We start from the raw sequence: 24985 nt of genomic DNA on the forward strand, positions 1-24985 counted from the left end.
CTGTGTGCATAAAATGGAGCATACCGTTATGTACACACTCCGAGCCGGTTTGAAATAAGGGGCTAATACTCAAAAATCCCGCTCAGATAACCCGATCCCTATGAGCACACCGAGGGTCTCCCTCCCCCTATCGGAAGTGTTTCAGGTGGAATTGCAGGGAGCGTTGCTGGAGCTATTGGAGATGGACGGGTACGAATGCAGCTACTATCGCGAGGAGTAGGGTTTAGAAGCTGCGGTTCCAGTTTTCTGGTATTCCCATACTGGCCGGGGTAACAAGAGGATTTACTAAAAATTCATGATTGATGAGATTCGTGATTTTGTCTGGCCATGTTGTTCCAGGTGATGTGATGCGAATAAGGCCGGCCATGACAGTAAGAACCCCGAACATCTGCTCGCTTTGCCCTGCTGGTAGGTTCTGGAATTGAGGAAGTGTTCGCAAAGCTGCAGTAGGCGCAGGGGCGAAGGATTTATTCCACAGTCTTGCGTGGTGTGCACAAAAATTACGGACAATGGTCAATTGTTCCATCCAGCGCACGAGCGGTGATTGTAGTTTGGCTTTACGCTGCTGATTTTTCGATAAAGCTGCTAGGTCAATGGTAATGCCCATATTCTCAGCAATTGAACGCTGGTCAGATGCAGGTAACCCCTCGTAGAGACGTGAGATGTCAGCAAAATCAAGCACCTCAGCTAGCACCCAAAACGGATACTGCCCATCATAGTTATCGCGATAATGCTTAATAGCTTCATTATTCCTACCTGCACGCGCGATGCGTTTATTGATTACCATAATCCACTGTTGATGGTTAAACGTTAGGCGAAAACGTTGTGAATCCATATAGGCAAAAGGATCAGTGGCGATTAAGGCTTCTCCGAGACGGGTACGCATAGCAATCTCGATACGTTCCATACCGTCATGGACGAGTGCCCGCAGTTTCCGGTCTGCCTCATATAACTCGACCGCGTCACTAAAACGCGTACCCGAACAGAAACTATCGTCTCTATTCCCGTCGTGTGTAAGTACTCGGGCAGGATACCAATATGCTGATAGGCGGTAGTAGCTGACGTAAGTCAGCCATTGGCTTGCAAAGTCGGCATCAACATCCATCCCGCGAGAGCGCAACAGCTCAATATGCCAAGCGGTTGTGGCTGCTTGCTTGACCGGTCTACCCAACACAACCACCCATCCTGTAAAGAGATCCAGCCCACTCCCGACCAAAGGTCGAGGCGGGCTGAACGGTTAGCACCATCATACCCCGACAGTGCATGGGGATGTCAAACAACTGGCAATCCGCATCCTGCTCATTTCCCGCCGATACTCGCAGCATCCGCTAAACTACGCCGGACAAGGATGGCGATCTGCTCGTCAACACTGACCCACGGCTTATCAACCGCTCACCCGCCAATCTTGCCTCATACCGGCGGGAATTTAGAGTAGGGTTCTCGTGCCGTTGACATAGTGTTTGAGGAACAGTCCTTGACTGCCAGCGAGTAGTTTCAGGTGGTTGAGAAATTGACTGTTCGCGCCGTAGACGGCATTTTGGAAACCACCCGAGATGTCAATAAGCACCTTCAAATCCTCGACAATAATGGTGATAGTGCCGCACATGCTTACGATCACATCTACAATGATGCGCTCAATCAACGCAGGATCTAATGCCGTGATGTTCTGATTCGCCCGTAACTGTGGGTGGGTGTCGAGGAAACATGAGGCATCACCGATATAGATCTGCCCGCCATATTCGAACGCCAGTCCTAGGTAAACGAATGCCACCTTACGAGCAAAACGATCGAGGTGCTCGCCAGATTCAAGATGATCGACGTAGGCGATGCTTGCGGGGTTGGTAAACGTGAAAGGCACGATATCGAGATAATGCCATTCATGCTCAACGATCAGAACTTCAACCGCATCAGCATCAAACAACGTGTTGTCGCTAGGCGTCATCTACCGTGTCCTTTCGGGGTGGCGTCGGTAATAGTAGTCAGAAAGGAAGATGCCAAAGAATCCAATGAACACGCCGTTGAAGAACATCGACCATCCCCATTCGGTGACGGGAAGAACGAACTCTTTTGCTGCGAACAACATTCCCAACGGCACACTCAGCACAGCGTCAAGGCCGTAGCCACCCACGCCCGTCACCTTCTGAGCAAGGGATCGCACACCCAGTTAAGCGGCCACATAGATCACGCATGCTAGGGCGAGAAACCACCTCAAAAATCCAATATTTTACTATAATCATTTCCACCACTCCGGAAAAGGAAATCTTCGTTTACCTATCAAAAGACGAATCAGGTTCTTGGTGGGCGAACGTTCCGTAATCTTAAGTCGATTAAACACGAACTTTTAGGTGCTGCTTTTTGAATCCAGGAAGCAATTTCTAACCAAAACATACAGAAAGTGCACCTACCGACTAACGAAAGTTGAGTACAATGTTTATCGATCTTCCTTCATGTATCCGAGTCCCAATTGGTTTCCCTTGGGATAATTATTGCAAGTTAGAGAGAGCCTTCTCGGTGAGTCTTCCCTTACGTCAACGAACTGCTTGAATTGTCCCACCAAGAATAGTGCCTGACCGTTTTTTGAGGGAAGATTGAAATGCGTATCAATCTTGCTCAAGATGGTTGAGCCCACGCGACATTGTTCGAAGTCGTAGGAACTTCGAATTGCATCGTTGGTGCTGAAAAGATAAAGGGTGTCCTTGGATAGATAATCGGCCGATAGTTCATCGCCGTTGTTGATATCCTGATAAATCCATTCCTTCTCGGCGTTTCTCTCTTGGAAGTCATCGGCCATATTTGTGATGATGAAAAACCAAACGCCACATGCTATGGAAGCTATGGCCACAGTGCTGACGCCTAATAGGAGCCACTTTTTCCTGGAGATCATACTAACCTCGTTTCTATCAGCAAACCGCAATCGACACCGAGCTCATCGGCATGAGCATAGTCCAGACGCATCCGAAGACGGAGATTGTCGAGAAAATTGATGCGGGCTTTGTTGCCCCCCGCAACCTTCAGTGCCTGTAGCTCTAGAACGTTGCTCATGGTAGTCTCCTTTGGCTGGATAGATAACCCTACACATCGATGTTAATATTGTCACTTTTTATGTGCAATAGGATTATGGCTCTCACTCGCCTGCGTACTAGGACGACGGACACTTTTCCGGGGGAGCGATTGCGGGTTAATACCGTAAATGTGTGCCAGGTCGGTGACGATCACTCATCTCCACAGAGTCGATGGCGTTCTTGGCTGTCAGAAGGTCGGCACCGGTTCGTTCACGGTAAGTCTTGATAGCCGCTACTGTGTGTCCCGAGGCAACAAGGCGCCGCTCCTCAGTCGACACACCGTACAGATCAAAACCGTCTGCTTCTTCACCGAGACGAGCCTGCAACTGCGCTAAGAGCGCCACGAGGCGTTGGTTTTCACGGCGTAATCGCTCGATTTCTTGCGCTTGATGTATCCACTTACCCATCGTTAGTTCCTCTCGATGATGACAAAGTGCTTTTTCGATTATCCCGGAGAGAGTAGGAGGATGGCAATCTCTACCGCGCTCGGGTTCCTCAGCGGGCTGGACCCCTTGCGTGCAAAAACGCCGATTCAAACAAGGTAATTGACCCATCTGATCAGTGAACGCCGTGCACTGTGGGCTTTGTCGTTGCTCTCTGCGATCAGATTGTGCGGTTGACGACGCGGTAGGCGTCTTGACCAACTCGGAACTTCTTGTCCACACGGTGACTGAGTTCTTCGGCGATGACGGCCTCTGGTGTCACGGTTGCAAGGAGTTGACGATTCTTTTCCTCGACGAGGTAATAGCGCTCATTAAGCTTTTCTAGACGGTCTCTAAGATCGAAAATTCCGAAGACGTCGATTATGAAATAGTTCAAAGCGGAAATGATCCATTCAATCACTGACTCAGATTTCGTATTCTTGCGCCTGTGTCGCAGTGGCTTGATGATTGCGGTTGGGAACACTTGACGAACTGCTACGTCGTACTTGGCATGTTTTGCTCCGGTGGAAGTGTGCTCGGCAGTCAAATTGTCCAGATCAATGGGTACGCGCATCTTCGCGTCGGTAATTGGGCCGGGTTCTTCGTCAAGCAGGTAGTCAACGCTGACGGCAAACAACACTGACATGGCTTTGAGGTTATCGATATCTGGATATCCCTTGCCGGATTCCCATTTCGTGACCGCTTGCCTTGAGACATGAATTCTCTCGGCGAGTTCCGCCTGCGAAAACCCGAGGTTAGTGCGGCATTCTCTAATGCGATCTGCCAGTGCCATAGTCAGCCCTCCCTTAATCGGTTTGATGTTATTAGCATCTAAAGATCCGGCGGTAGGCGCAACCGACTACACGGCTACGCGGGGTTTCCTACCTGCTACGGACGGTTGCCACGCGTGTGACTAGCACAAATATACTGCAACATGGTGAGGTCTCAATGTCCAACGATGGCACTCATCAACTCCGATAGTGCCATTGCTATTGAGGTGCGTCTTAAGGGTGAGACAGTGTGGTTAACTCAGACGCAGATGACCGAGCTGTTCCAGTCCTCTCGAACAAACATCGTTGACCACATTCGCAACATCTACGACGAGGCAGAGCTAGACGAGCAGGCAACCTGTCGGAATTTCCGACAGGTTCGAATCGAAGGTGCCCGTTCAGGGTCGTGATCTAGGCCAGTAGACACGCCAAAGAAAGCGCCTATGTACCATTCGCCCTAAAAAACTAATGACCGTAAGCTTTATCAGCTTACGAGTATTAGTTGCTAACACAACTTCATATCGAGGGTGAAGCTCTGAAGTCCGCAAATAAACACCTTTTAGCCTTAAATACGCTTTTTCTATATACAACCATTGAGTGTCAGCGCAACGATTATCAAAAGTGCGCGAGCGATTAAAAAACGCATAGCTTACTACAATTGACATTAGGGTAATAACTAGCGCAAATCTATTTCCACATAGAAACACTAACATTAAAAACGCTCCCGACGTGGCCGCAGCAAAAACCATTAAGCGCATTAAGTATGTCCACTTCCCACGATGAAAACTAAAATCGTTAACGTTAAAAACAGCTAGAATCTCTTGTAGCTGAGCATACTTTACAAAAGTAGCAATCCGCCCCGAAGAATAATCCTTTGATGCAAAGTTAAAACCCAGTACTGCGACATTAAATCGACCTAGTAGAGCCATCAGGGGGTTTTGGGAGATAGTAATCACTTCCACTTCATCGATAGGGATAGACTGAACGCCGCTTGCCACTAGCCCTTTCGAGTATCGGATTTGCCGTCCTTCAATCTCAGATCGAGCGTTTGAAAAGCCCAGCCACACGATCACCGATTCCAATACAATCGCAATAGCAACTACCAAACACACCACCGCAAATTGCTCTACGATAGAAAAATGTCCGAAGAAGATGCGGACACTAGCCAGCATATCCGGCGAATACTGCTCGCCCAGAAAAAAGAACTGAAAACACCCAAATACCAAAGACAGTAATGGTAAGAAATACAGATGGCTAAACGTAATGCCTACACATTCCCATGGCGTTAAACCAGCCGTTAATACTCGACAGGAATCAGACTTTGGCGCAAGATCGTTAGGATCACTGTCCCACGCTCTCATTAGACAAGAGCGTTGCCATTCATCAATAATCTGCGCAATATTGGAATCCACTCCATAGATGCATATTGGCTCTACGCCACTGCCTTTAGCTGAAATCTCGATTCGCACAATGTTGCACAAGCGAAGGATTAAATCATTAGATATTGAAATAGACGCAACATCTTGCCATCGAATACATGCGCTGCTCTTAGCAACAAAACTACGAATAGACCGAACTCCTACCTCATCAACTTCGTAGCTATACGCACACCAATCATAAAAAATGACGTACACACGCGTGAATAAATAGTAGATTAGTAACACAGATAGCCACTTATCAACACTCGGTGGGCAAGCTAGCATAAGAGTTAGAATCGTGACAGAAACAGGCACCCCAGTTTTACAGGCTTGTAGCAAATTTCCGACAATGAGTCGCCGAGAGTTCCTAAACTTTAAACTATTCATCATCCAGAAGCGATCTCGTCAGCAATTTGTTGAGCATCTGCGAGGCTGAGAATAGGTAAATCTATCACGGCAGTCGTGGCTGTCACGACCAGCCTAGCGTGTGAGTATTTTCGAGATAACAGCGATTGGGATAGTCGCACGGAGTTAATCCGTTTTCTTGGAATCCGAGTAACTCTCAACCAAGTCTTACCTCGATTAATCGAGAGCTCAGCATCACTAATGTAAACCGTGGTATGTCTCATGGCCATCGGAGTTAGCACAAATACGTCACAGCACGAAAGTAGCACAATTAAGGAATAAACAAGCGTGCACAAAAGTGAATACCGAGATGTAGTCGGCCACAAAGATACGCACCCAAGCACAATTGAAAAAACAAGGATACCAACGAGGTTTCGCGCAAGAGAGCGGCGGTGCCAATTATCGGGGATGCGATACAGCCGTATCGCGGCGTTCATAACGATTCCTTTCCTTCTTCTACCAAGCTGAAGTAACTCTCCTCAAGGGAACGAAATACGGGGGTAAGACTAGTGAGCACTATGCCTCGCTTTGCTGCAATAGTGAATACCTCTTGCGAAGAAAACCCCTGCACAGTCACGCTTTTATCGTCAATAGAAAAATGAAGATCACGCCTCAACGATTGTAAGGCACCCAATAATTGCTCATTGGCACTCTGGCTTGTAGCACTAAACTGAGCAGCCGCTCTATCTTGCTCAAGAGCTTCTACCGGTCCGCAATAACGCAAACTACCCGCGCTAATCACTGCTATATGAGTAGCGATTAGCTGAACTTCAGAGATCAGATGTGAAGAGATGAGCACAGTGCCACCACTCTCACGAAAATTCATCAACAAAGAACGAATCCACTTCACACCCTGCGGGTCGAGTCCATTCACAGGTTCGTCTAGGATCAAAAGCTGCGGATCGCCTAGTAGTGCAGCAGCAAGTGCGAGCCTTTGCTTCATCCCCAAAGATAGATCTCCTACCTGCTTACGAGCCACACCAGGCAAACCCACCTTGTCGAGCATCCTCGCCACGCTCGCTTGGCTGTCGGCAATCCCCAATAGCGATGATTGGATTCTCAAAAACTGCGCACAGCTTAGTCGTGGATCGAGCCAAGTGGGATCCAGCATTGCCCCTATCTGCTGCACCGGGCGTTTCAACTTATTTAAGGCTTCGCCCGCTATCGAAACCGTGCCCGAATCGGGATTTTCCAGCCCGCAAATTATGCGCATGAGGGTACTTTTGCCAGCACCATTCGGGCCAAGTAGCGCAGTAATAGAGCCATGCGGTACAGCAAAGTTCACATCACTTAGTGCTTGGGTACTTCCATACGCTTTACTCACACTTTTCACAGCAATCATGTGCAATTACCGCTCCTTTTGGAATCTAATAGCCCCCAGGGCAAGAGCTGCCAACGCCCACAGTGCGAAAATTGCCGTAGCGGAAAGCAAAGATACTGATGCTGCTGCCTGTATTTTGATAGTGAGAAAAGCGAGCGAATATTGGGAGAGGAGATCTCCCAAGCCGTCTTTAAGTAGCGAAAAACTCACCAAAAGCACCGGCATGAGCCACACAAGCAGCACATAAAGCATCGTGGAAGCTGCCACAGATTTGCCGCAAAATCCTATGCCTGCTGCAAAAAACGCAAACAGCCCCACCAAGAGCAGTAACCGCAGCAACGCCTGAATTAGCGTCATCGCCGAAAAAGATTCGCCTAGCACCAAGGAAATGAGAAATGCTTCAGTTGCTGAGAGTGCAAAGACGGCAATGGCAGCGGCCTCGGCATAAATGACCGCAGCCAGCACCACCTTCGCGAATACCTGATTTCCGCTTGGATACCGCAACAGATAATAATTCAGCGAGCCAGCGCTCCACACCCCTGACACCACGACGACCACCATCAACCCCAGCAGCATGGGCGTAGTGTCAACTACGGCAAGTAGCGATCGTGCTTCCCATCGATCACTAGCTCGGAAAGCAGTGACGCCCAGTGAGATGAGAGCAATGAGCAGCAAGAAGGCTCTCTGGCTGCGAAGCGACGCGTAGTAATCAATTAACGATCTCATAACCGTGATTTCCTGCGTTTGCTCAGAGTCCTGAATCAGTGCCTTCGAGATGTGCACTCCTGCGCCCAGCCAGATACGCTACGAGGAGCAGCACGATTGCACCGGCCACCAAAGCTGTTCCAATCGTGAAGATCCACAAAGCGATGAGTCCCTCGCTGGCCGTAGCATTGACCTCAGCTATTACTGATGCTGATACCTGATTAGCCACATAATAGGTAAATAAGCCAGTTGCAATAGCCACGAATCCCGCAAGCGCCCACGCGAGCTTTGATCTAAAGTTCATCTTGTTCCTTTCATGATTCCAAGCACGCAACTGCATAAGTTTGCTATCAGCAACCACGGCGCGCAATGAATATATTCGAATGTTTTGCAAAGAAAAGCGCTACTCGAAATGGCAGGTGGAATGCGCACAGCATCTTGTTCGCACACCACCTGCCATACTGCGGAAGCTATTTTGCACCCACGATTCCTTTAATCTTCTCAACTATCCATTCGATAGCTTCGCCTCTTGCCAGCCAATCGAGAATCGTTGCAAGATGATCCCAAGCCCACTTAACGGCGGTCTTACCGTATTTGGCAAGTAGCTGTATTACTTTGAACGCAGCACCCATGTGCGCTACCGCTTTCTGCTCATGCAATAGCTCATCAACGGGAAATCAGACATCCCTTATTGATAGAGCCGTACCATTTAGCTGTGATTTTCAACAGCCACTTCTATACAACCATTTAGCATAAGCGGAATGTAATCGCAAAATGTAAGCATATTCGTATCGATCTTTGTTGATATATGGGTCTGCGAAGGTGATTCTGTCCGGTATACTCGTGAGAACAGTGGCTATACGATTTGGAGGATGATGGTTTATGGTGAGGAGAATATCGATAGCCGTAATTGTCGCGCTCATGTTGCTACTGGAAATACCGAAGGTGCTATCTCCAAATCGCATTGAAGACTCTCCACCTAGCACGACTGAGCTTTATGAACGCTTCTTCGAACCTGATACCAATCTAGCAATGAATTTATTTATATGTAAGCTAATTTCTTCTATGCCATTCTGTGGGAATAATTAGTCTATGACCTCAGCAGAGCCTACTACATACAAGGGGTGGGTGCGATCAATCCCACTGACGAAAAGAACGCCTAGAACCATTACATATTTTGGCGCTGCTGTTGCTGTCTTCGCACTGGAGCTAAGCATCTGGCTTGCAGGTGAATACCGCAGTGATTACTCCATACTTATAGCAGGCTTAATGATAGGCACGCTCATTGCTGGCGGACGCTACGGATTCGCCTTCGAAATCGTGTACCTATCGGAGTTCATTATTTGTGCCGTGACCCCAGTGGGAAATGACTTTTCTTTCCTAATCTTTGGCATATACATAATTGCCGTGAGCTGGGTGGTACACGGGTGGATTTTGCCCGCTTTTGCGATTTATATAACCGCAGAAATAGCGCTTGCTTATTCAGCAGCTGTTTTCTCTTCTGCTTCGCTTGCCGAACAGCTGATTTCCGCAGTAACTGGCGCGATTATAGTGTTCGGTCTGGGCTTCTGGCTTCGAGCAGAGCACGCCAAAAATACCCGTTATGCAGAGGAAGCACAAAAAGCGCATGAAGAAGCTGCAGCAGCAAGTGCCCATGTGCGCAGAGAGCTAGCTACTCTTTTGCATGACACAGTAGCCAAAGATCTCGTGCGAATCACGCTTTCAGCGCAGAATTTAGCAGATAAGCATACGGATCTTCAGTCTGAGCTCCAAGACCTTGCAGAGATCGCTTCTCAAGCATCTCAGCGAGTCCGCCCTGTAATTCTGGACATGCGCCAACCTCCCGCAGCCAGTGCACATCTCGCCTCCACAATCGAATTGGCGCAACGAATGCTCAATACGCGGGAAATAACACTCGAAGTGGAGATGCCGGACAATCTCGATAGCGAGCTTAGCGACCAACAAAAGGCTTTGCTTAGGCTACTTATTAGTGAAGGAGTGACAAACATCCTTAAATACGCCCCTGTGGGAGCCTGCGCATCAATGTTGATCTCTGTAGGCGAGCAAAGCGCCGTGAGCGCTACCCTAAGTAATCCCATTGCAGATAATCCGGAACCCAGTATTATCGGTGGCTTTGGCCTGCAAAACCTCGAATTTCATTTCAAGGAATCAGGAGGCATGGTGCAATATATGCGTTTCAAAAATCGATGGCTTTTATACGGCGAGATTCCAGCACAGGAGGAGCGATGATGAACTCTGCTGTCCGTGTGCTTCTCGCAGATGACGATCAGATTGTGCTCGAACACCTTGGGGCGCTACTTGGCCGTGATCCGCGAGTAGACCTTGTGGCTACGGTAACCAGCGGCGCTGAAGCGTTGAGTATCCTCGCCAAAAAGCCCGTAGATGTGGCGCTGTTAGATGTAAATATGCCTGTATTAGACGGAGTGAGCACAGCGCGAATATTGAAAGCTTCGTTTCCTACGATTACTATCGTGATGCTCACCGCTTTTGAAAGGGAAAGCTCTTTAGCCGAGTCATTAGAGTTAGGAGTTCGTGGTTTTCTGACTAAAGACACTCGATTCTCTCGTCTAATTGAACAAATACTACAAGCGCACGAAGGGGCTACCGTGCTTGGACCGCGTCCTATTCAACTAGTGACGGCTAACTACCTTGCACACAAACATCGCCAGGAAGAATTCTCTGAGTTCGTTAAAGCAGTCCATAACTTGCCGGATCGACATCGGCCTATATTTGAGCTGATAGCACAAGGCTTCACTAATAAGGCCATTGCGCGCCAGCTGGGGCTCACTGAAAACTCGGTACGCACATATGCCTCCGAGATATTGACCGCCACGGGATGCGCGAATCGCTGCGAGTTAGCTTTTACGGCAGCAAAATCTGGTGTAGTGCAAGACGATTCCGAACTGCCTCAATTAAGCATTTAGCTGCGCTAGCGGCAACCATACCTTTGCATCAATGTAATAACACAGCTGCGCAGTTTTAACCGCTTTCTCTCACGAGACATGCCAAAAAGCCATGCTGCTATCGTACATGAAGCCGAAGGTGTCAACGCCATCTTCCCCTCGAATCAAGCTCAGCCATCTAGGCTTGAAACTAGCGAGTTCTTCACGCGCCTGACGCTCAATGCTCAATTGCCGCTCACCTTAGTAGCGCTCGCCACACCCGTATCTTACTCACTTGTTGCGGGCTAAGCGCCAATATTCGTTGCTTAAGATTGGATTTTCCGTTGCCGTGTCAGGGTAAAGTCGTGGTCTTTTAGGTTACGGGGTTAAAAGTGTTACCTTTCTTGACATTGCGTGGTGTATGTACTTGGGGTGAAAACTCGTAGTCAACGCGCTCGCACATGCCCTTTATGCGGGGAGTCGATGAAGAAAAACGGGAAGAACAAATCAGGTACCAGGCGCTGGTATTGCCCCGATTGCCGCTACAGTTCAACATCGCGCGATCACCGGCAACAACACCAGGGCCAGTTCCGCCAGTTCCTTGCCTATGTCACTGACACCGCGCCCAGGCGAGTCTAAGGACAGTCCTTAACCACGTGGGAAAGTGAACACGCTTGGTGTTGGGACACCTGCCCGATCTGGCAGGTTACTGGCGAGGTTTATGATTAGGTCTTTCTCGACGGCACATACACCGCTTACGGTTGGTGCGTCCTGATCGCTTCCACTACTGAGGGCGTGATCGCTTATCAACTATGCCAACGAGAAAACAAAGCCTCCTACACGGCTCTACTTTCACGTACTCCCGCCCCCGATCATAGTCGTTACTGATGGGGCTAAAGGAGCACTAGGAGCGATTAGACAATGCTGGCCGCAGGCACATATTCAACGCTGCCTAGTCCATATCCAACGCAATATTCGACGCGTGACAACCATCAACCCGAAAACCGATCAACACAAGGCTCTACGCCAACTCGGCCTTGACCTAACCCGAATCACCACCACCGAAGAAGCGATCACCTGGGAAAAGAAACTCGCCGCATTCCACCACTCTATGATGAATGGTTAGAAGAGAAAACCTACCGCAGCGACGTATCCGCTAGTGATATTCCTGCTTTCGCAAGAAACAATAAGAAATGGTGGTAAACACACTACGAGACCAGACGCATCATAAAATCTCTCGATACATACATCAAAAGCGGTGTTCTATTCACCTTTCTTGACCCTGATCTTGACGTGACAAGCACACTCGCTGCAACAACAAACCCGCTCGAAGGAGGCATCAACTCGCCCTTAAAAGCCTTCCTCCATGCTCACCGAGGCTTGTCACAAGAACGTATGCTCACCGCCATCGACTACTGGCTCTACCACCACTCAATCGACCCACAACCCTTAGAAACCTTCGAGAACAACACCATCACACCGGTTGTGAAACCCACCCCACAAGACTCTGACAGACCCGTAGAAATCGACACCACCATCAACACCCACACACCCTGGAAAGACGGCCTCCACATCCAAAAAGGCTGGGCACGACAATCAACATAAACCACGACACGCCGCCATAAGCAACGATTTTTGGCACTTAGCGCGTGCTTGGTCAACGATGCTCATGCCGCGTGAACACAGCAGGTCAACTTGCTCTGAGTACGTTTTGAATTGTTTGGCCTGCACCACCGGCTGAACTCCGTAATCGGCATCTAAAACAGACGAAGACCGGCCCTGGACTCCCACCGTGATGGGTAGCGGAACCGGTCATGTTGGCACCTAGGTTACTCCATAAGTGCAGGCTCTCGCAACCTCAGTTTTCTGGGTGTGGTTATAAATATGGCTGCTCGAAGTCCTCTTGGGCGGGTTTTCTTTTTCGCCTAAAATCGGCATCTGACTAGGCAAAACATGAACTCGCCAACGCTCGCCGATTTTTAGACTCCCAAGGGCATACTCGCCAAACGCAACAGTGACCTTATCAAATGCGAGGTGATAGTGTTCCTCGGACGCACAGCGCCCTCGTCAACAATTTCCTTTGCCTCGGAAATGTGAGCCACGCTCCCGTTTCGCTCGGCCTGCGTCATTGTGGAGCAAATGGAAAAACTGTGCTCAAGGTTCGCGTCAATATGAAGCTTGGGAATGTTGCAATTACTAGCGAAATTAACCCTAATGAAAAGCTTATTGTTGTGAAAATTTTTAGCAAAAATAATCTAGTGTGCGAGTTGCTGTTAATAGTCCGTCGAGGCTCAGCTTGCATGGTGATATTGTAGCTTCGCTGTTAGCTGGCATGAGCATTTCTATCCACAACTCAGCTCGCAAGCATGGAATAGCAGATCAAGATTCCTTGCAAGCAGCAACATGGCCATTTTCGAGTATTCGTACTCCAAATGCGGGAAGCACAAGTTTTACGCCTGCCAGGAATTTTTCTCGATGAGCACGTCCATGCGCTCTAGCTCGTCACTGTTGATCAGTGGATTCTTCACTCACAGGCTGGGGTGCTGATGGGTGGCGTTTGTAGAAATATCCCGACACGACGAAAAACATGACGCCCACAAGAATAAAACGCCAAATCCTCACGCCCAACATGTTGTTGGCGACGTGTTCTTGTATCGCCATGCAAGTAAAACCGATCAGCACGGATACGGCTAAATCGACGAGATACGCCCACGGGGCACTCACGCCCGCCATTCTCTTTCCTGCGAATGCGCACCCTGCGATGAGGAATAAGAAAGCCACGGAAACTGACCATAGCGGTAACACTGGCTGGTTCAGGGCTTCGAATGTGCCAATAGCCGTGGCGAGAGCGCCTGCAATGAAAATCATCAAGGTTGCCACTTTAGAAAGCACACTGTGCTGATCCTGTAATTGCTTCATTGCCTTCCAACCCCTCATATCCACACGCATTATTTCATATCCACACGCATAGGACATACCGATCTAGGTGTGCTCGTTGCGTGCTTGATCGACGATGCTCATGCCGCGTGAGCGCAGTAGGTCAACTTGCTCTGAATACGTTTTGAATTGTTTGGCCTGCACCACCGGCTGAACTCCGTGATCGGTATCTGAGATAGACGAAGACCGGCCCTGGACTCCCACCTTGATGGGTAGCGGAATCGGTCATGTTGGCACCTAGGCTACTCCATAAGTACAGGCTCTCAAAACCTCAATTTCCTGGGTGTGGTTATAAATGTGGCCGCTCGAAGTCCGTAGGAAGCAATAACTTTACAAAATTTAACGGTTAACACCAGTCTTCGGTAATTTACCCTTAACGATCTTCTTATCAGCAGACTTCTTATCAGTAGCTTTCTGCTTACCATCATTCTTAGGTTGTTCAGGAGTTGGTTGTTCAGGAGCCGCAACCGACTTCACCGCACCAGGAACAACCAAACTAGCTGCCAACAATGCAGCACTAGCAATAGCAACAGTTTTCTTAGACATAAAAACCCACCTCGCCTTTCAAAAAATAGACCGATGGCAAGAACGCTATCCCCCCCCGCTCCTTGTCAATTAGCCGGGCGGCAGGCTGAACTAGAAACAGCGTTCACCGCAATGGTGGCTCACAACCAACACGTCGCTACCGACCAAGACGAATACGCCAAGCAGATCCAACGAATCGAGCAAGACTACAACCAGGCTGCCGACCGATTGAAGACCCTGGAGGCGCAGATTACAGAACGCCAAGCAAAACACCATGCACTACTGGCCACATTCGATCAGCTTGCCAGCCAACCGATCAGTGAGTTTCAGCCAACCCAGTGGACGGCCCTGATCGACCACGCCATTGTTGGCACCGGAAGTATCGAGTTCTTCTTCCGTGACGGCCGCCGGGTCACCATCAACCTGTAGACCTGTTTCGTGTCGCCATGCCCGCCTCACTTGAGGGCGGGTTTTCTTATGCCGCCAAAACTAGATCCAGTCAAGAAACATGAACCCGCCAACGCTCTGACTAGGCAAAATGTGAACTCGCCAACGCTCGCCGATTTTTAGACCCCCCAAGGGCATACTCGCCAAACGCAACGCCGACCTTATCAAATGCGACGTGATAGTGGAGACTTAGACGTTCATTTTAATACAAAGCGGGTTGCTTGGTGCAAAGGCTTGCTGGGTGATGCAAATTTCTCTAGGCTGGCGCATTTGGGTGCATGCTTGGTGTATTTTCTTCGTGCCTGGTGCAAATGGTGCTTATTACTTCGGCGGGATAGATAAAATGAATGGATCATCGGAGCCAACCTTATCAGTGGTGAGGGTATCTTGTAATGGTGCACCCCAAGTGCCAAAGACAAGGAATACTTTCTGGGTAACACACCTGGCACTTAACCGCTTGAATGATATGTATGATAGTGTAGGTAACATTAATAGCTAGGTCAGACGAAGGAAAATGCATGACTGAAATATACTCCACGGACACAGACTCTGGAACCTTGTCGGTCTTTGAAGACGCGAATGGAACTGTGCGTAAGATTGCAACTATCCGATTGAGCAAATTGAAGTCGCAGGAGGAGTTTCTGTTGAAAACTCTGCACGGGCTGTCGGAAAAAGTCAGGTTTGGACTCGTGGAGACGCAACAATAGCTCTCGATCCCCCGCCATGGTTAAATTCATATGAGTTTGAAAGCGATGCAGGTCGACAATCGATGTTCCTTCCCAATGCTCTTGGCACTATCGAGTGGAGGCAGGGATGGACTGTTGAAAAATGGGATGACGTAGGAGTCCTTATTATCCCTTCACCGCTGATGCCGGATCTTGGAGTTGAGATAGGACTATTATCGCCAGCTACGCTTAAGCGAATTGCGCCTAAAGGCATAAGTATCGCTATCGCTCCAAAACGCCGAGTTGAGATTAAAAGAGGGGATGAGGTTGCGCGTCTGATTCCAATAAGCCGTGAGTGTATGAGACTATGATCGAAGGCCAGCCAGTAAAATATGCTGTGAATATTGATCTGCGGATGGCGCGTAAAGTGGCGGTGTTGGCGCAGGGGTTGGCTCCAGCGCAGCTTGAGTCGGTCAATTCTTTGGACTCGGTGGTGAAGCGGTTGGGCTGCGTACAGGTTGATTCGATTCAGGCGGTGCGGCGTTCGCAAGAAATTGTGCTTCTTTCCCGGGGAGTGCAGCGGTCTGAAGTTGATGGTCTTTACAACGCAGCGGCGGGCTTATATGAAACTTGGGGACATGCACATTCGCTGCTCCCTCAGTCTTCGTGGCCTATTTTTCACTGGCGTCGCAGTTTAATTCGTAAAAATGGTCTTACTGGGCCTCCATATAATCGGAAAGTGGGTGCTGAGGTTTTGCAGCGGATTCGCGACGAGGGGCCTGCCACCCAGGCGATGTTGAGCAAAACTCACGGCACCGGCTGGGATCGTAGTAGTGAAGTGAAAGTCGCCTGCGAATGGTTATTGAGCTTTGGCGACTTGGCTGTGGTAAGCCGGGATGAACGTTGGCAAAGAATTTACAGCACCCCTGAACAAGCAAATTTGCCAGCTGGTGAGGTTTTGAGCGTTGAGGAAAGTCTACGAAAAACAGTAGATATCGCATTGGATGCTCTGGGCATCGCAACGCTCAAAGATGTTTATGATTACTTTCGATTCCCGAAAGACCCACGAATTGCCGAATACTGCTATGAAAAAGGTTTTATTCCGGTCAGTATTGAAGGGATTAAAGATACCTGGCTGGTTAGTGAACACTTGCTCAATGCAGTTGACGAACTTGATTGGACCAGTTCTCAGATTGTGGTGCTCTCACCTTTTGATTCACTCATTTGGCATCGCCCACGGCAGCTTGCCCTGTTTGGCAAGGACTATCGGCTCGAAGTTTACAAGCCAGCGCATAAACGCGAATTTGGCTACTTTTCCATGCCCCTGCTGAGCAATGAAGACATTATCGGACGGATAGCTGCCAGAGTTTCAAATGGCAACGTAACGGTGGAAAATCTGGAAATTGTCGATAGCGTCAATCCAGGTTTTGTCGAAAGCAAAGTTAGAGATATCCTCCAACTTTGGACAGCTCCTCTTGAAAGCGTAAAGTGAGCAGATAATGTACAAAGAGATTCTTTCCGATCGTGAAGCTTCACCACTGCTTCTAGCGATCAATTTCAGTCGTTTAGCTGCAGGTTTGGTGCCATTCGGTCTAATCGCTTTATATGCCAGCAAACATGAGTACATGTTTGCTGGCATTGCATCATCGCTGCTGATGGCAGCAGGTGCACTCACTGCGCCATATAAAGGCAGGCTGATCATGAGGTTTTCACCGCTCAGGACAATTGTTCCTATGTCTGTCGGATATTGTTCATTCATGGCGCTTGGCGCATTTCTTAGTTATGTTGATCAGCCATTTCATATTGCCGTAGTTTTTTTGTTTATTGGAACATTGTTAGTCCCGCCAACTCCTGCCCTCGTACGAACGTTATGGACACGCATTGCTCAAAACGACGATTTTAATCGCGCACTTCATGCACTTGATTCTGTGGCTGAAGAACTCGTGTTTGCTATAACTCCGTTGATTACTGCTCTTCTATGGTCTACTGTCGGAGCATTTTGGGCTATTCCGCTCGGTCTATTATGCGGATTCATGGGCACGACAGCGCTGATTATTTTAGCTGGGAGAAAGGAGGTATCTACTCGTGATCTGATAATTAATCAATCAAGAGTCGATACAGCAATGGCTCCCAAATCTCCAAAAAGTAATTTCCGCTCGATTTACCTCAATCGAGCTACCTGGGGAATTCTTGGTCCAATTCTTGGTCTTGGCTCTGCGATGGGTGCTTTAAGTATTCTACTCACCAAGTGGTCTGAAGCATCGCTAGGTGAACAATCCGCTTCTGGCATCTTTCTCAGTATAATCAGTTTTTCTGGATTTTTCGCAGGCTTATTCTTCGGAAAAATAAAACCCAGGTCACTTAGCATCAGCTCTCAATACCAAATTGCATCACTTTCTATCGCAGTCGGAGTAGTATTTATATCACTCGGATCCAGGCTACTATTTGTTGTTATTGGCTCAATAGTTTTGGGTTCTGCTATGACGATCATGTTCATCATTTCTTTCGTGCTTATAGGTGAACATTATAGAGAAGCGCAACAAACAGAGATGAATGCCGCTATCGGAGCATCATATGATATTAGTAGTGGTCTTTCGAATCTGTCCGCAGGTTTTTTACTGTCACAAGTCGGTTTGACCTCTTCGCTTAATGCCTTAAGTATAATCCTTGTGCTGCTGACAGCAATGTCTTTTCTTATAGAAACTCCGAATAGTCACAGGGAGTGAGATACATGTTTGATTCTGTACTCTCGCCATCTTATATGCTGAATAATTGCTACGATTCCTTTCCTTTGGTTCCATGTTCAGAATTGAACGACATGGTTGAATTAATTAATCTCAACGATGTCTTCTTCTGTTCACGTGAGGAAGAAGCTATTGCTATTGGTGCTGGATTGTATATAGCAAGACGTCGTCCTCTTGTGATGATGCAATCTTCTGGTCTAATGTCTTCTTTGAACACATTAGGCTCTCTTGTTATTGCATACGGTATTCCACTCGTAATCGCTGTAGCGTTGAGAGGTGGTCGCGGTGAGTGCAACCCAACGCAAATTCCTGCGGGTTTTGCGGTTAAGTCAACTCTTGCAACTATGGGTTGTAAAATAGTGACTGCTTCGTCAAGTGAGGGGATCGATGTTTTATGCAAAATATCATCTAAGCCCTTACCTGCACGTTTTGGATCTGCTCCAACTGCTGTTCTCATTGAGGGATAGTAATGAATCAGAAACCAATTGATATAAAATACTTGTTTACTAAGCTAAACACCCACTCCACGACCTTGCAGGTTGTATGTCACCTGGGGCCTACAGCTTTTCTTGCAATGGATCTTTTTCCTGAGGGAGTAGTTTTGCCTTTATATGGTTCTATGGGCATGGTGTTACCTGTCAGCCTTGGTTTGGCCCTTGGGTCAAAATGTAAGATTGTCGCTGTTGAGGGAGACGGTAGTCTGCTAATGAATCTTGGAGCTGTTGCAACAGTCGCGACAGCTTCCCCTCCAAATATGCTTTGCCTTATTTTAGATAATGGAGGATATCAGACAACCGGTGGACAGCCTACAGCTTTTTCTGGAACACAAGGCATCTTCAGCGTACTTGAAGCCTCTGGATTTAAGCATTTGAGGGAAGCTACACAAGATAATATTGATGACGCTTTGGCATGGGGACTCGAGCCCGGACTGAGAGCCGTAATTTGTAAAACACTTCCACTAGATTACCCATTTAGGGATCGTCTCATTTCCCCTATTGATTCCATCGTCGCTTTCCAGAACATTAATGAGTTTAACGCCAATGAGAATCTTCACTAATGAGCCATTACGTTTTAAATTGAAAAGTTTGTGAGTCTTATGGTAGCTAGTCTGGGATCGGCTGGCAAGATTGGTGTTGGCTGTTATTGCTCGTGACTGAAGTGGTCTGGGTTTTGTTTTGTTTGAGTGGATGGGAAGATCTGGGTTGTGTTAGAGAAGTTTGATTGAGGTGTGAAGGATTGTGTGGTTCGTTTGGTTGAGGATTGGATCTTTGCTGAGGGGGCGTCGATTCAGGTCGCGTGTGAGGTTGTTGTTCCTAAGTTTGGGGTCTGTTGGCATACGGCTAGGTAGTGGGTTCAACAAGCCCGATGTTCAGGTACGTTCAGGATAGTAGAAGAATATGTGATCGCTGAAAACGCTAGGTTACGACGTGAGAGTCAAGAGTTACGTGACAGTAACGAGATTTTGAAATTGGCGTCGGCTTTTTTCGTTTCCGCACTTGACTCGAAACGTCGTAAATGATCGTGTTTATTGATGGATATCGTGATCGTTTTCTGGTCGAGTTCATTTGTGCGACGTTAAACTAGGAGCGTGAGGGAGGTTTCATTACTTCGCGTGGGTATCGCGGGTGAAGGCCTGTCAGTTCTCGGCTCGAGTCAAGCGTGATTGGCAACTCATCGAGTTCGTCTGCAAAACCCCATAAAGAGAACTACGCGGTCTATGGGTTGCTGATATTACGTGCGTTAAAACTCGTGCTGGTTTCGTCTACGCGGTTTTTGTTACCGACGTTCTTTTCAAGGAGAATTGTGGGATGGGTTTTATCGAACTTGATGCGGACCGAAGCTCTGTCCTTGCAGGTGTTGAATCAAGCAATCCGTAATGCTCACTCAACCACTAATCTAATCCATCACAGTGACCATGGCTCTCGGTACGTCTCGTTGGTCTACCATGAGCGTCTCACACGGGCTGGTATTGGTGAGTCAACGGGCAGTGTAGGGGATTCGTGGGATAACGCGTTAGCTGAAAATGTTAACGGCTCGTACAAATAACGAGCTTATCCATGCTTGCTTGTGGGACAATGTCCTTGAGGTCGGGATCGCGACCTTTGAGTGGGTGACCTGGTGGAACACGTGCTCCTACACGAGAACCTTGACTCCCGCACGCCGCAGGAAATCGAGGAAGAGTACTGGTGCCGACATAAATCGCCATCGATAACGGAAAACAAGGTAAACACCTAGAAAGAAAACCCAGACTACTTCAGGCCAAGGGTTTAAGAATGATGCGATTAGCCTTGTGGAGTCGGGTATCGCGGTTAAGTAGGTTGCTAGGGATCTGGGGGTAGGCCGGGGAACATTGTAGGCCTGGTTGCGTTATCATCGTCTATCTGAGCATGGTTTGCCGTTATCATCAGCTTCGGTTGATGGTGGGGATTTAAGTAAGGCTTTGAAGCGGATTCGTGAGTTGGAGATGGGAAACGAGGTGTTGCGTCGGGCGGCGGCGTATTTAAGCCAGGCGAATCTGCCCCAAAATGATTTACCCGCTTGTACGTGAGCTAGCCGCCCAGCGTTTCCTGTTCCATATCCTGGTACGGTTTTCTTGCCGGGTGTTAAAGATTAGCTGGCAGGACTACTACAAGTGGGTTAAACAACCAATATCTAGACTCGAAATGCAAAATCGGGCGCTTATTGAGCGGCTGGCCTATTTCCATGGTGAAGATCCTTATGTCGGGTATCGGATACTTGCCGATGATCTTAACGATGAACACCAATCCCAAGGCCGGCCAATGGTTTGTGAGCGTCGGGTATGGAGATTGTGTAACAAGGCAGGGGTCGCATCACAGATAATTCGCCGTAAGGGAGGCTACCGTAAGGCTGGTATCCGGTTCATGATGACCTACTTAAGCGTGATTTCACAGCTTCTGGTCCGAACCAAGTGTGGGTAACAGATATTACCGAGCATCACACTAGGGAAGGGAAAGATGTATATATGTGCGTTCAAGGATCTGTGGTCGAATCGGATCGTTGGCTTATAGTATCGACAAGCGTATGAAAGCACGTATCGCGGTTAACGCTCTAGAAATGGCGCTCCAGCATCGCGGCTACCCCCCCCAAGGCGTGATTATTCATTCGGATCGAGGAAGCCAGTTCATCTCTAAATCCTTTACCCGCACGCTGGAAACCAACCAGCTGCAAGGATCTATAGGGTGGGTCGGGGCTTGCGGCGGTAATGCGGCAATGGAATCATTTTGGTACTTACTGCAAAAGAACGTCCTAGACTCTAAGACCTGGCAAACCCGTCAAGAACTACGCCTAGCGATCATTTCCTGGATTGAAGGCAAATACCATCGCAAACGCCGCCAACGCAGACTCGCCAAACTCACACCCATCGAATACGAAACAACATACAATCAAAACGCGAGCAACCAGCTCGCAACATAACCATACAAACCGTCAACCAAACCCGTATTATGAAAATCTGCCTGTAATAGCTAGTTTGTAAAGTGGAACAAAACCTAGCCCACTCCACCTTCACGTTTCGAGACGCGAGCCGTTGTCGCTCGATTCGGAGGTCTAACGAGGCATGATAGTCGCGCTACGTTAGCAATCCATTTGGCCAATGCTTCTCGTGGTTCTTCCGCAGCTTGCGGAGATCCCCAAACACCACCTTGAGATCAGCTGAAGATGGCACATCGTTGTCGTGGTTGCCAGGATTTAGCAGGCTCTTCCAGCGTCTCCAACGTCCGGGCTCATCGGGCGACAAAGCATACGGGCGCACCTCATTTTCTAGTTCTCCAAGTGTTTTCTCCCTGACTTCCGAAACTCGGGTTGGGGCGCCGTCTTCGGTCCGGTTCGTTGCGATGATTTGCTTAGCTAATCGCTCTGCCGCGCAGCGCAGGTGAAGGGAAGCGTTTTTGCGTCCGCCAAGGGTTCTGCTGCCAATCAAGTCCTGTGCAGTGGCCATGTAGTTACCAAAGACGTCGCCCTCGTCCGTTGTCTCTGTCCCCTCGCATGGCTCAGTGAGAGAGAGTCGATAGTGCTGGATGCCCATGTGCGCATACCGTTCCCTCACGGCGACTTGGAGCTTTGGGTTGTGGGTCAGAAGTATCACCTGGATTTCTGAATCGATCAGCTGCCCGAGAGTCAAGTCCGCGAATGTTTCCGTATGGTCTGGGTCAAAACCGGGTAGAGGGTCGTCGAGCATAACAATGGGGATCCCAGCAAGTACTTGACGTGCCAAGAAGGCCGATAGGCCGAGCGCATTCAACTGGCTGTCGCTAAACACGCCGATGGCTGATCGTTCCTCGGGTGCTTCACCTTCTGCAGGAGACATCGTTGCGGATAGGTTAACAAATCGGCGTCCTGACGCCCTGCGCTCCACCCCGCCAAAACCGATCAGCTCGGAAGGTCGAAGTGAAGACCACCACCGCTCGATCTCTGCTCCCATCTGATCGAATCGACGATCGATCAGAGATTTCTCGGCACTGCTTAGCGTTCGCGAGACCTTCGATAGGCGTCGCTTAGCGTCTGTCCTACGCGCTTCGCAGGAAAGCTGGCTCCATAACATGTCCACATTTGCTCCGAGCCGCAGAAGTTCACGCGTTCCTCCCGGCAACTTGACGGCCAGCAACTTATCGCCAAGTTCATCGCGAAGCCGCGAAACAACACCTTCGGATTCAGCGCACATTGCAGCCAGCTTCTCTGCCACCGCGCGCACTTTCAGTAAATCATCGCTCAACGAACGCCCCAGCTGCTTCCTAGCGGCCACGAGGACCAACAAGTCCTCGGCACGGGTCAGCATGTCCTTGCATTCGGTCCTCAGTGACTTCAGAAGGCTCTTGAACGACTGAAAGCGCTCGCGAACACCGTTCGTCCCTAGAAGGGAGACTGAGTGCTGACTTCCAGAAAGGAGCTCACGCAGTCGATTCTCGTTCGCTTCCCACTGTTCGTCGCTCCAGTTCAGGCAGTCGGGCGCTATCCCTGACCACGCATTGGAGTACGCCCTGATGTCGCGTTCAAGAGCACGAATATCTGTGGCCAGATTTTCGGAAGCCTCATTCAGTTCAGATTGTCCCTTGAGGGAGGCTTTGATCTCGTCAATCCGAGAGACCGTGAGTCGGCCATCTTCGCATACAGGGCAAATCGTCGGCTTGGAGATCCCCGAGTACCGCTCGTTGTGAACCAGGGCCTGAAATAGTGTTGCCAGTTCCGCTGTGCTTTCACCAGATTCAGCCAGCCTCGTCTCGTACTCAGTTGCGGCTGCCGAGTATGTGTCTACCGAAGGCAGCTCCGTAAGCTCTTCTACAGGCAAGCTAATGGAACGCAAAGGGAAGACGTCCTCCTCTGCCTTTCTCTTTCGCTCCGCCAGTGTCGCCAAGGAGTCGTCAAGATTTTCAGTCGCGACACCGAGAAACGAGATCGTCGTCTGATGCATCGCCTTTCGGAGAGAGTCTTTCGTCTTTGATTTCAGCGCTACCTTCACATCAGGTGCCAGTTCTGGAGCTATGTTTGCGAGTTCCCTCAACGTCGACGGTAGTTCGAGGGTAGGAAGGTTTTCCAGATGCTGCTTGGCTTCCCGGAGAGCGGTAGACGCGACCTTGAGGTCGTCCAATGAGAGAACTGCACTGAAGTACTCTGCGCGTTTCTGAGGTTCGGTGCTAAGCGCGTATCTCAAGTTGTGCTGAAGCAGAACAGGGGCTTGCATTGGCTGCGGACTCAACAGACTGCCGAATGCGTCGAAGGTTTCGACTGACTCTCCATCGATCGTTATGCGGCTTTCGCAGTCTTTCGATTGGTCAAAGTCCTTCAAGAGAGAGCGCCTCACAGTTCTTACGGAGCCATCGCCATACCTAAAGTCGCCCTCTACCCACACGTCCTCCACTGGATCGAGGTGGACGTTTGTTAGCACTCTGTCGTACTCCGATTTCGCCCCACCGAACATGCTACGACGGCTTATTTGGCCAGAAACCAAGAACTCGAAGGCTTCCGCCGTGGCGGTCTTCCCTTGGCTGTTCTCGGCGCTGATAAGGGTGATTGGCGAATCTGTGTTGATCTCACGAACTTCGGTCCCATACGACCTGAAGCCGTGGATTCTGAGCCGAAGAAGCCAAACAGGAGCGGCTGGGGTTTTGGAAAGCTCAGCCATTTCCTTAGTCTCCATCTACCCAGCCATCAACGACAGCTACTACTCCGGAAACTGCGTCCTCAGGGGTTTTGGCTGCACCGATGGCAGCGAGGACACTGTTGAGGTCATCGGTCCTGTCAGACTCAATGACCTCTGCCTCTAAAGCCTCCAGGTTCGGAACTAGGTCACTCACTCAACAATCACTCTCCTAGCTCGGCTTCCACAAACCTGCCCGCAATGACAAAAGCCCGCGGAGAATATCCGTCGTCCGTAGAAAAGCCACGACCCGGTCTCTTCAGTTGAACCACTACCTCTCATTTTAAACCAGTCAGGCCACAAGCGCAAAGCCAGCGCTGAAATGTATCCAATCCGGTCGGCTAGTTTCCAGCACACGTCCTTCGAATGGTTGCAGCATTTCCACGAGCGTTTGGACGACAGAACGCGGCGTGTAGAAGGCTCCGCCTTCCTTACCTGTTTCTTTTCCTGCAAACTGTCCGAGAAAGTATTCGTAGACCGAGCCGAGCACGTCGTCGGAACCATGAT

The 24985-nt window shown here is 49.2% G+C and carries 28 protein-coding genes and 1 pseudogene; 12 read left to right on the forward strand and 17 right to left on the reverse strand.

What is annotated here, in order from left to right; genetic code table 11:
* Positions 1-223: 223 nt before the first annotated feature.
* The 13 genes from J2S36_RS04610 to J2S36_RS04665 all read right to left on the reverse strand — a co-directional run bounded on the left by J2S36_RS04610 (position 224) and on the right by J2S36_RS04665 (position 8735).
* Positions 224-1174, reverse strand: a complete 951-nt coding sequence (locus tag J2S36_RS04610) for an Abi family protein (RefSeq protein ID WP_309956022.1) — start codon at positions 1172-1174, stop codon at positions 224-226.
* Positions 1175-1426: 252 nt separating this feature from the next.
* Entirely contained in the window at positions 1427-1942 is a 516-nt protein-coding gene (locus J2S36_RS04615; protein WP_309956024.1) for a hypothetical protein, read from the reverse strand.
* Positions 1943-2128 carry a hypothetical protein gene (locus J2S36_RS04620; RefSeq protein WP_309956026.1) on the reverse strand — a complete coding sequence of 62 codons (186 nt, stop codon included), beginning with the start codon at positions 2126-2128 and terminating at the stop codon, positions 1943-1945.
* Positions 2129-2431: 303 nt separating this feature from the next.
* Positions 2432-2884 (reverse strand): hypothetical protein, encoded by a 453-nt coding sequence (locus J2S36_RS04625; protein WP_309956027.1) that lies wholly within the window; start codon positions 2882-2884, stop codon positions 2432-2434.
* A complete protein-coding gene (locus J2S36_RS04630; protein ID WP_309956030.1) occupies positions 2881-3042 on the reverse strand; it encodes a hypothetical protein in 162 nt (53 codons plus the stop codon). Before J2S36_RS04630 ends, J2S36_RS04625 begins: the two co-directional genes overlap by 4 nt.
* Positions 3043-3178: 136 nt before the next feature.
* Positions 3179-3469 carry a 50S ribosomal protein L7/L12 gene (locus J2S36_RS04635; protein WP_309956032.1) on the reverse strand — a complete coding sequence of 97 codons (291 nt, stop codon included), beginning with the start codon at positions 3467-3469 and terminating at the stop codon, positions 3179-3181.
* A gap of 196 nt (positions 3470-3665) precedes the next feature.
* Complete coding sequence (locus J2S36_RS04640) at positions 3666-4277, reverse strand: helix-turn-helix domain-containing protein (protein WP_309956034.1); 612 nt, start codon at positions 4275-4277, stop codon at positions 3666-3668.
* Between the two features lie 375 nt (positions 4278-4652).
* Positions 4653-6062, reverse strand: coding sequence for a PH domain-containing protein (locus J2S36_RS04645; protein WP_510183383.1), 1410 nt, complete (start codon positions 6060-6062; stop codon positions 4653-4655).
* Positions 6059-6514, reverse strand: a complete 456-nt coding sequence (locus J2S36_RS08610) for a PH domain-containing protein (RefSeq protein ID WP_374717330.1) — start codon at positions 6512-6514, stop codon at positions 6059-6061. The genes J2S36_RS04645 and J2S36_RS08610 overlap by 4 nt, the downstream gene beginning before the upstream one ends.
* Positions 6511-7419 carry an ABC transporter ATP-binding protein gene (locus tag J2S36_RS04650; RefSeq protein WP_309956038.1) on the reverse strand — a complete coding sequence of 303 codons (909 nt, stop codon included), beginning with the start codon at positions 7417-7419 and terminating at the stop codon, positions 6511-6513. Before J2S36_RS04650 ends, J2S36_RS08610 begins: the two co-directional genes overlap by 4 nt.
* A gap of 6 nt (positions 7420-7425) precedes the next feature.
* A complete protein-coding gene (locus J2S36_RS04655; RefSeq protein ID WP_309956040.1) occupies positions 7426-8124 on the reverse strand; it encodes a hypothetical protein in 699 nt (232 codons plus the stop codon).
* Positions 8125-8146: 22 nt separating this feature from the next.
* Positions 8147-8407, reverse strand: coding sequence for a hypothetical protein (locus J2S36_RS04660; RefSeq protein ID WP_309956042.1), 261 nt, complete (start codon positions 8405-8407; stop codon positions 8147-8149).
* Positions 8408-8573: 166 nt separating this feature from the next.
* Positions 8574-8735, reverse strand: coding sequence for an aureocin A53 family class IId bacteriocin (locus tag J2S36_RS04665; protein ID WP_309957488.1), 162 nt, complete (start codon positions 8733-8735; stop codon positions 8574-8576).
* 460 nt (positions 8736-9195) lie between these two features.
* On the opposite strand from J2S36_RS04665, the gene J2S36_RS04670 reads away from it, so the two are divergent.
* The 5 genes from J2S36_RS04670 (at position 9196) to J2S36_RS08615 (ending at position 12611) form a co-directional block, all read left to right on the forward strand.
* Positions 9196-10353, forward strand: a complete 1158-nt coding sequence (locus J2S36_RS04670; protein WP_309956044.1) for a sensor histidine kinase — start codon at positions 9196-9198, stop codon at positions 10351-10353.
* Positions 10353-11048, forward strand: coding sequence for a response regulator (locus tag J2S36_RS04675; protein WP_309956046.1), 696 nt, complete (start codon positions 10353-10355; stop codon positions 11046-11048). Before J2S36_RS04670 ends, J2S36_RS04675 begins: the two co-directional genes overlap by 1 nt.
* Positions 11049-11438: 390 nt before the next feature.
* Entirely contained in the window at positions 11439-11645 is a 207-nt protein-coding gene (locus tag J2S36_RS08655; protein ID WP_445344344.1) for an IS1/IS1595 family N-terminal zinc-binding domain-containing protein, read from the forward strand.
* Between the two features lie 235 nt (positions 11646-11880).
* Entirely contained in the window at positions 11881-12132 is a 252-nt protein-coding gene (locus tag J2S36_RS04680; RefSeq protein WP_309957490.1) for a transposase, read from the forward strand.
* Positions 12133-12299: 167 nt separating this feature from the next.
* Positions 12300-12611, forward strand: a complete 312-nt coding sequence (locus J2S36_RS08615; RefSeq protein ID WP_374717331.1) for a hypothetical protein — start codon at positions 12300-12302, stop codon at positions 12609-12611.
* An 897-nt stretch (positions 12612-13508) separates the two neighbouring features.
* Here the strand turns inward: J2S36_RS08615 and J2S36_RS04690 are convergent.
* Positions 13509-13925, reverse strand: a complete 417-nt coding sequence (locus J2S36_RS04690) for a hypothetical protein (RefSeq protein ID WP_309956048.1) — start codon at positions 13923-13925, stop codon at positions 13509-13511.
* 357 nt (positions 13926-14282) lie between these two features.
* Positions 14283-14489 carry a hypothetical protein gene (locus J2S36_RS04695; protein WP_309956050.1) on the reverse strand — a complete coding sequence of 69 codons (207 nt, stop codon included), beginning with the start codon at positions 14487-14489 and terminating at the stop codon, positions 14283-14285.
* Positions 14490-14522: 33 nt separating this feature from the next.
* Here J2S36_RS04695 and J2S36_RS04700 point away from each other — a divergent pair, with 33 nt between their 5' ends.
* The 7 genes and pseudogenes from J2S36_RS04700 to J2S36_RS04725 all read left to right on the forward strand — a co-directional run bounded on the left by J2S36_RS04700 (position 14523) and on the right by J2S36_RS04725 (position 21759).
* Positions 14523-14897, forward strand: coding sequence for a hypothetical protein (locus J2S36_RS04700; protein WP_309956052.1), 375 nt, complete (start codon positions 14523-14525; stop codon positions 14895-14897).
* A 1050-nt stretch (positions 14898-15947) separates the two neighbouring features.
* Positions 15948-17072: a DNA glycosylase AlkZ-like family protein gene (locus tag J2S36_RS04705; protein WP_309956054.1), complete on the forward strand. Its 1125-nt coding sequence runs from the start codon at positions 15948-15950 to the stop codon at positions 17070-17072.
* A 7-nt stretch (positions 17073-17079) separates the two neighbouring features.
* Complete coding sequence (locus tag J2S36_RS04710; protein ID WP_309956056.1) at positions 17080-18306, forward strand: MFS transporter; 1227 nt, start codon at positions 17080-17082, stop codon at positions 18304-18306.
* Between the two features lie 5 nt (positions 18307-18311).
* Positions 18312-18791: a hypothetical protein gene (locus tag J2S36_RS04715; RefSeq protein ID WP_309956058.1), complete on the forward strand. Its 480-nt coding sequence runs from the start codon at positions 18312-18314 to the stop codon at positions 18789-18791.
* A 2-nt stretch (positions 18792-18793) separates the two neighbouring features.
* Positions 18794-19381: a thiamine pyrophosphate-dependent enzyme gene (locus J2S36_RS04720; RefSeq protein WP_309956059.1), complete on the forward strand. Its 588-nt coding sequence runs from the start codon at positions 18794-18796 to the stop codon at positions 19379-19381.
* Positions 19382-20151: 770 nt separating this feature from the next.
* A complete protein-coding gene (locus tag J2S36_RS08620; RefSeq protein WP_374717332.1) occupies positions 20152-20370 on the forward strand; it encodes a hypothetical protein in 219 nt (72 codons plus the stop codon).
* A gap of 235 nt (positions 20371-20605) precedes the next feature.
* A pseudogene (locus J2S36_RS04725) lies at positions 20606-21759 on the forward strand (IS3 family transposase).
* A gap of 154 nt (positions 21760-21913) precedes the next feature.
* Here the strand turns inward: J2S36_RS04725 and J2S36_RS04730 are convergent.
* Together J2S36_RS04730 and J2S36_RS04735 are read right to left on the reverse strand one after the other, a co-directional pair.
* Positions 21914-24463, reverse strand: coding sequence for an ATP-binding protein (locus J2S36_RS04730; RefSeq protein WP_309956061.1), 2550 nt, complete (start codon positions 24461-24463; stop codon positions 21914-21916).
* Between the two features lie 307 nt (positions 24464-24770).
* Positions 24771-24968 carry an N-6 DNA methylase gene (locus J2S36_RS04735; RefSeq protein WP_309957492.1) on the reverse strand — a complete coding sequence of 66 codons (198 nt, stop codon included), beginning with the start codon at positions 24966-24968 and terminating at the stop codon, positions 24771-24773.
* Between the last annotated feature and the right edge of the window lie 17 nt (positions 24969-24985).

It is taken from the genome of Arcanobacterium hippocoleae (assembly GCF_031456295.1).
Classification (GTDB): domain Bacteria; phylum Actinomycetota; class Actinomycetes; order Actinomycetales; family Actinomycetaceae; genus Arcanobacterium_A; species Arcanobacterium_A hippocoleae.

Excerpts from the sequence above, each read along its gene's own strand:
- J2S36_RS04615 (WP_309956024.1), bottom strand. The coding sequence starts at position 1,942 with ATGACGCCTAGCGACAACACGTTGTTTGATGCTGATGCGGTTGAAGTT.
- J2S36_RS04625 (WP_309956027.1), bottom strand. The coding sequence starts at position 2,884 with ATGATCTCCAGGAAAAAGTGGCTCCTATTAGGCGTCAGCACTGTGGCC.
- J2S36_RS04630 (WP_309956030.1), bottom strand. The coding sequence starts at position 3,042 with ATGAGCAACGTTCTAGAGCTACAGGCACTGAAGGTTGCGGGGGGCAAC.
- J2S36_RS04635 (WP_309956032.1), bottom strand. The coding sequence starts at position 3,469 with ATGGGTAAGTGGATACATCAAGCGCAAGAAATCGAGCGATTACGCCGT.
- J2S36_RS04640 (WP_309956034.1), bottom strand. The coding sequence starts at position 4,277 with ATGGCACTGGCAGATCGCATTAGAGAATGCCGCACTAACCTCGGGTTT.
- J2S36_RS04645 (WP_510183383.1), bottom strand. The coding sequence starts at position 6,062 with ATGATGAATAGTTTAAAGTTTAGGAACTCTCGGCGACTCATTGTCGGA.
- J2S36_RS08610 (WP_374717330.1), bottom strand. The coding sequence starts at position 6,514 with ATGAACGCCGCGATACGGCTGTATCGCATCCCCGATAATTGGCACCGC.
- J2S36_RS04650 (WP_309956038.1), bottom strand. The coding sequence starts at position 7,419 with ATGATTGCTGTGAAAAGTGTGAGTAAAGCGTATGGAAGTACCCAAGCA.
- J2S36_RS04655 (WP_309956040.1), bottom strand. The coding sequence starts at position 8,124 with ATGAGATCGTTAATTGATTACTACGCGTCGCTTCGCAGCCAGAGAGCC.
- J2S36_RS04660 (WP_309956042.1), bottom strand. The coding sequence starts at position 8,407 with ATGAACTTTAGATCAAAGCTCGCGTGGGCGCTTGCGGGATTCGTGGCT.
- J2S36_RS04665 (WP_309957488.1), bottom strand. The coding sequence starts at position 8,735 with ATGGGTGCTGCGTTCAAAGTAATACAGCTACTTGCCAAATACGGTAAG.
- J2S36_RS04670 (WP_309956044.1), top strand. The coding sequence starts at position 9,196 with ATGACCTCAGCAGAGCCTACTACATACAAGGGGTGGGTGCGATCAATC.
- J2S36_RS04675 (WP_309956046.1), top strand. The coding sequence starts at position 10,353 with ATGAACTCTGCTGTCCGTGTGCTTCTCGCAGATGACGATCAGATTGTG.
- J2S36_RS04690 (WP_309956048.1), bottom strand. The coding sequence starts at position 13,925 with ATGAAGCAATTACAGGATCAGCACAGTGTGCTTTCTAAAGTGGCAACC.
- J2S36_RS04695 (WP_309956050.1), bottom strand. The coding sequence starts at position 14,489 with ATGTCTAAGAAAACTGTTGCTATTGCTAGTGCTGCATTGTTGGCAGCT.
- J2S36_RS04700 (WP_309956052.1), top strand. The coding sequence starts at position 14,523 with ATGGCAAGAACGCTATCCCCCCCCGCTCCTTGTCAATTAGCCGGGCGG.
- J2S36_RS04705 (WP_309956054.1), top strand. The coding sequence starts at position 15,948 with ATGATCGAAGGCCAGCCAGTAAAATATGCTGTGAATATTGATCTGCGG.
- J2S36_RS04710 (WP_309956056.1), top strand. The coding sequence starts at position 17,080 with ATGTACAAAGAGATTCTTTCCGATCGTGAAGCTTCACCACTGCTTCTA.
- J2S36_RS04715 (WP_309956058.1), top strand. The coding sequence starts at position 18,312 with ATGTTTGATTCTGTACTCTCGCCATCTTATATGCTGAATAATTGCTAC.
- J2S36_RS04720 (WP_309956059.1), top strand. The coding sequence starts at position 18,794 with ATGAATCAGAAACCAATTGATATAAAATACTTGTTTACTAAGCTAAAC.
- J2S36_RS08620 (WP_374717332.1), top strand. The coding sequence starts at position 20,152 with ATGCGGACCGAAGCTCTGTCCTTGCAGGTGTTGAATCAAGCAATCCGT.
- J2S36_RS04730 (WP_309956061.1), bottom strand. The coding sequence starts at position 24,463 with ATGGCTGAGCTTTCCAAAACCCCAGCCGCTCCTGTTTGGCTTCTTCGG.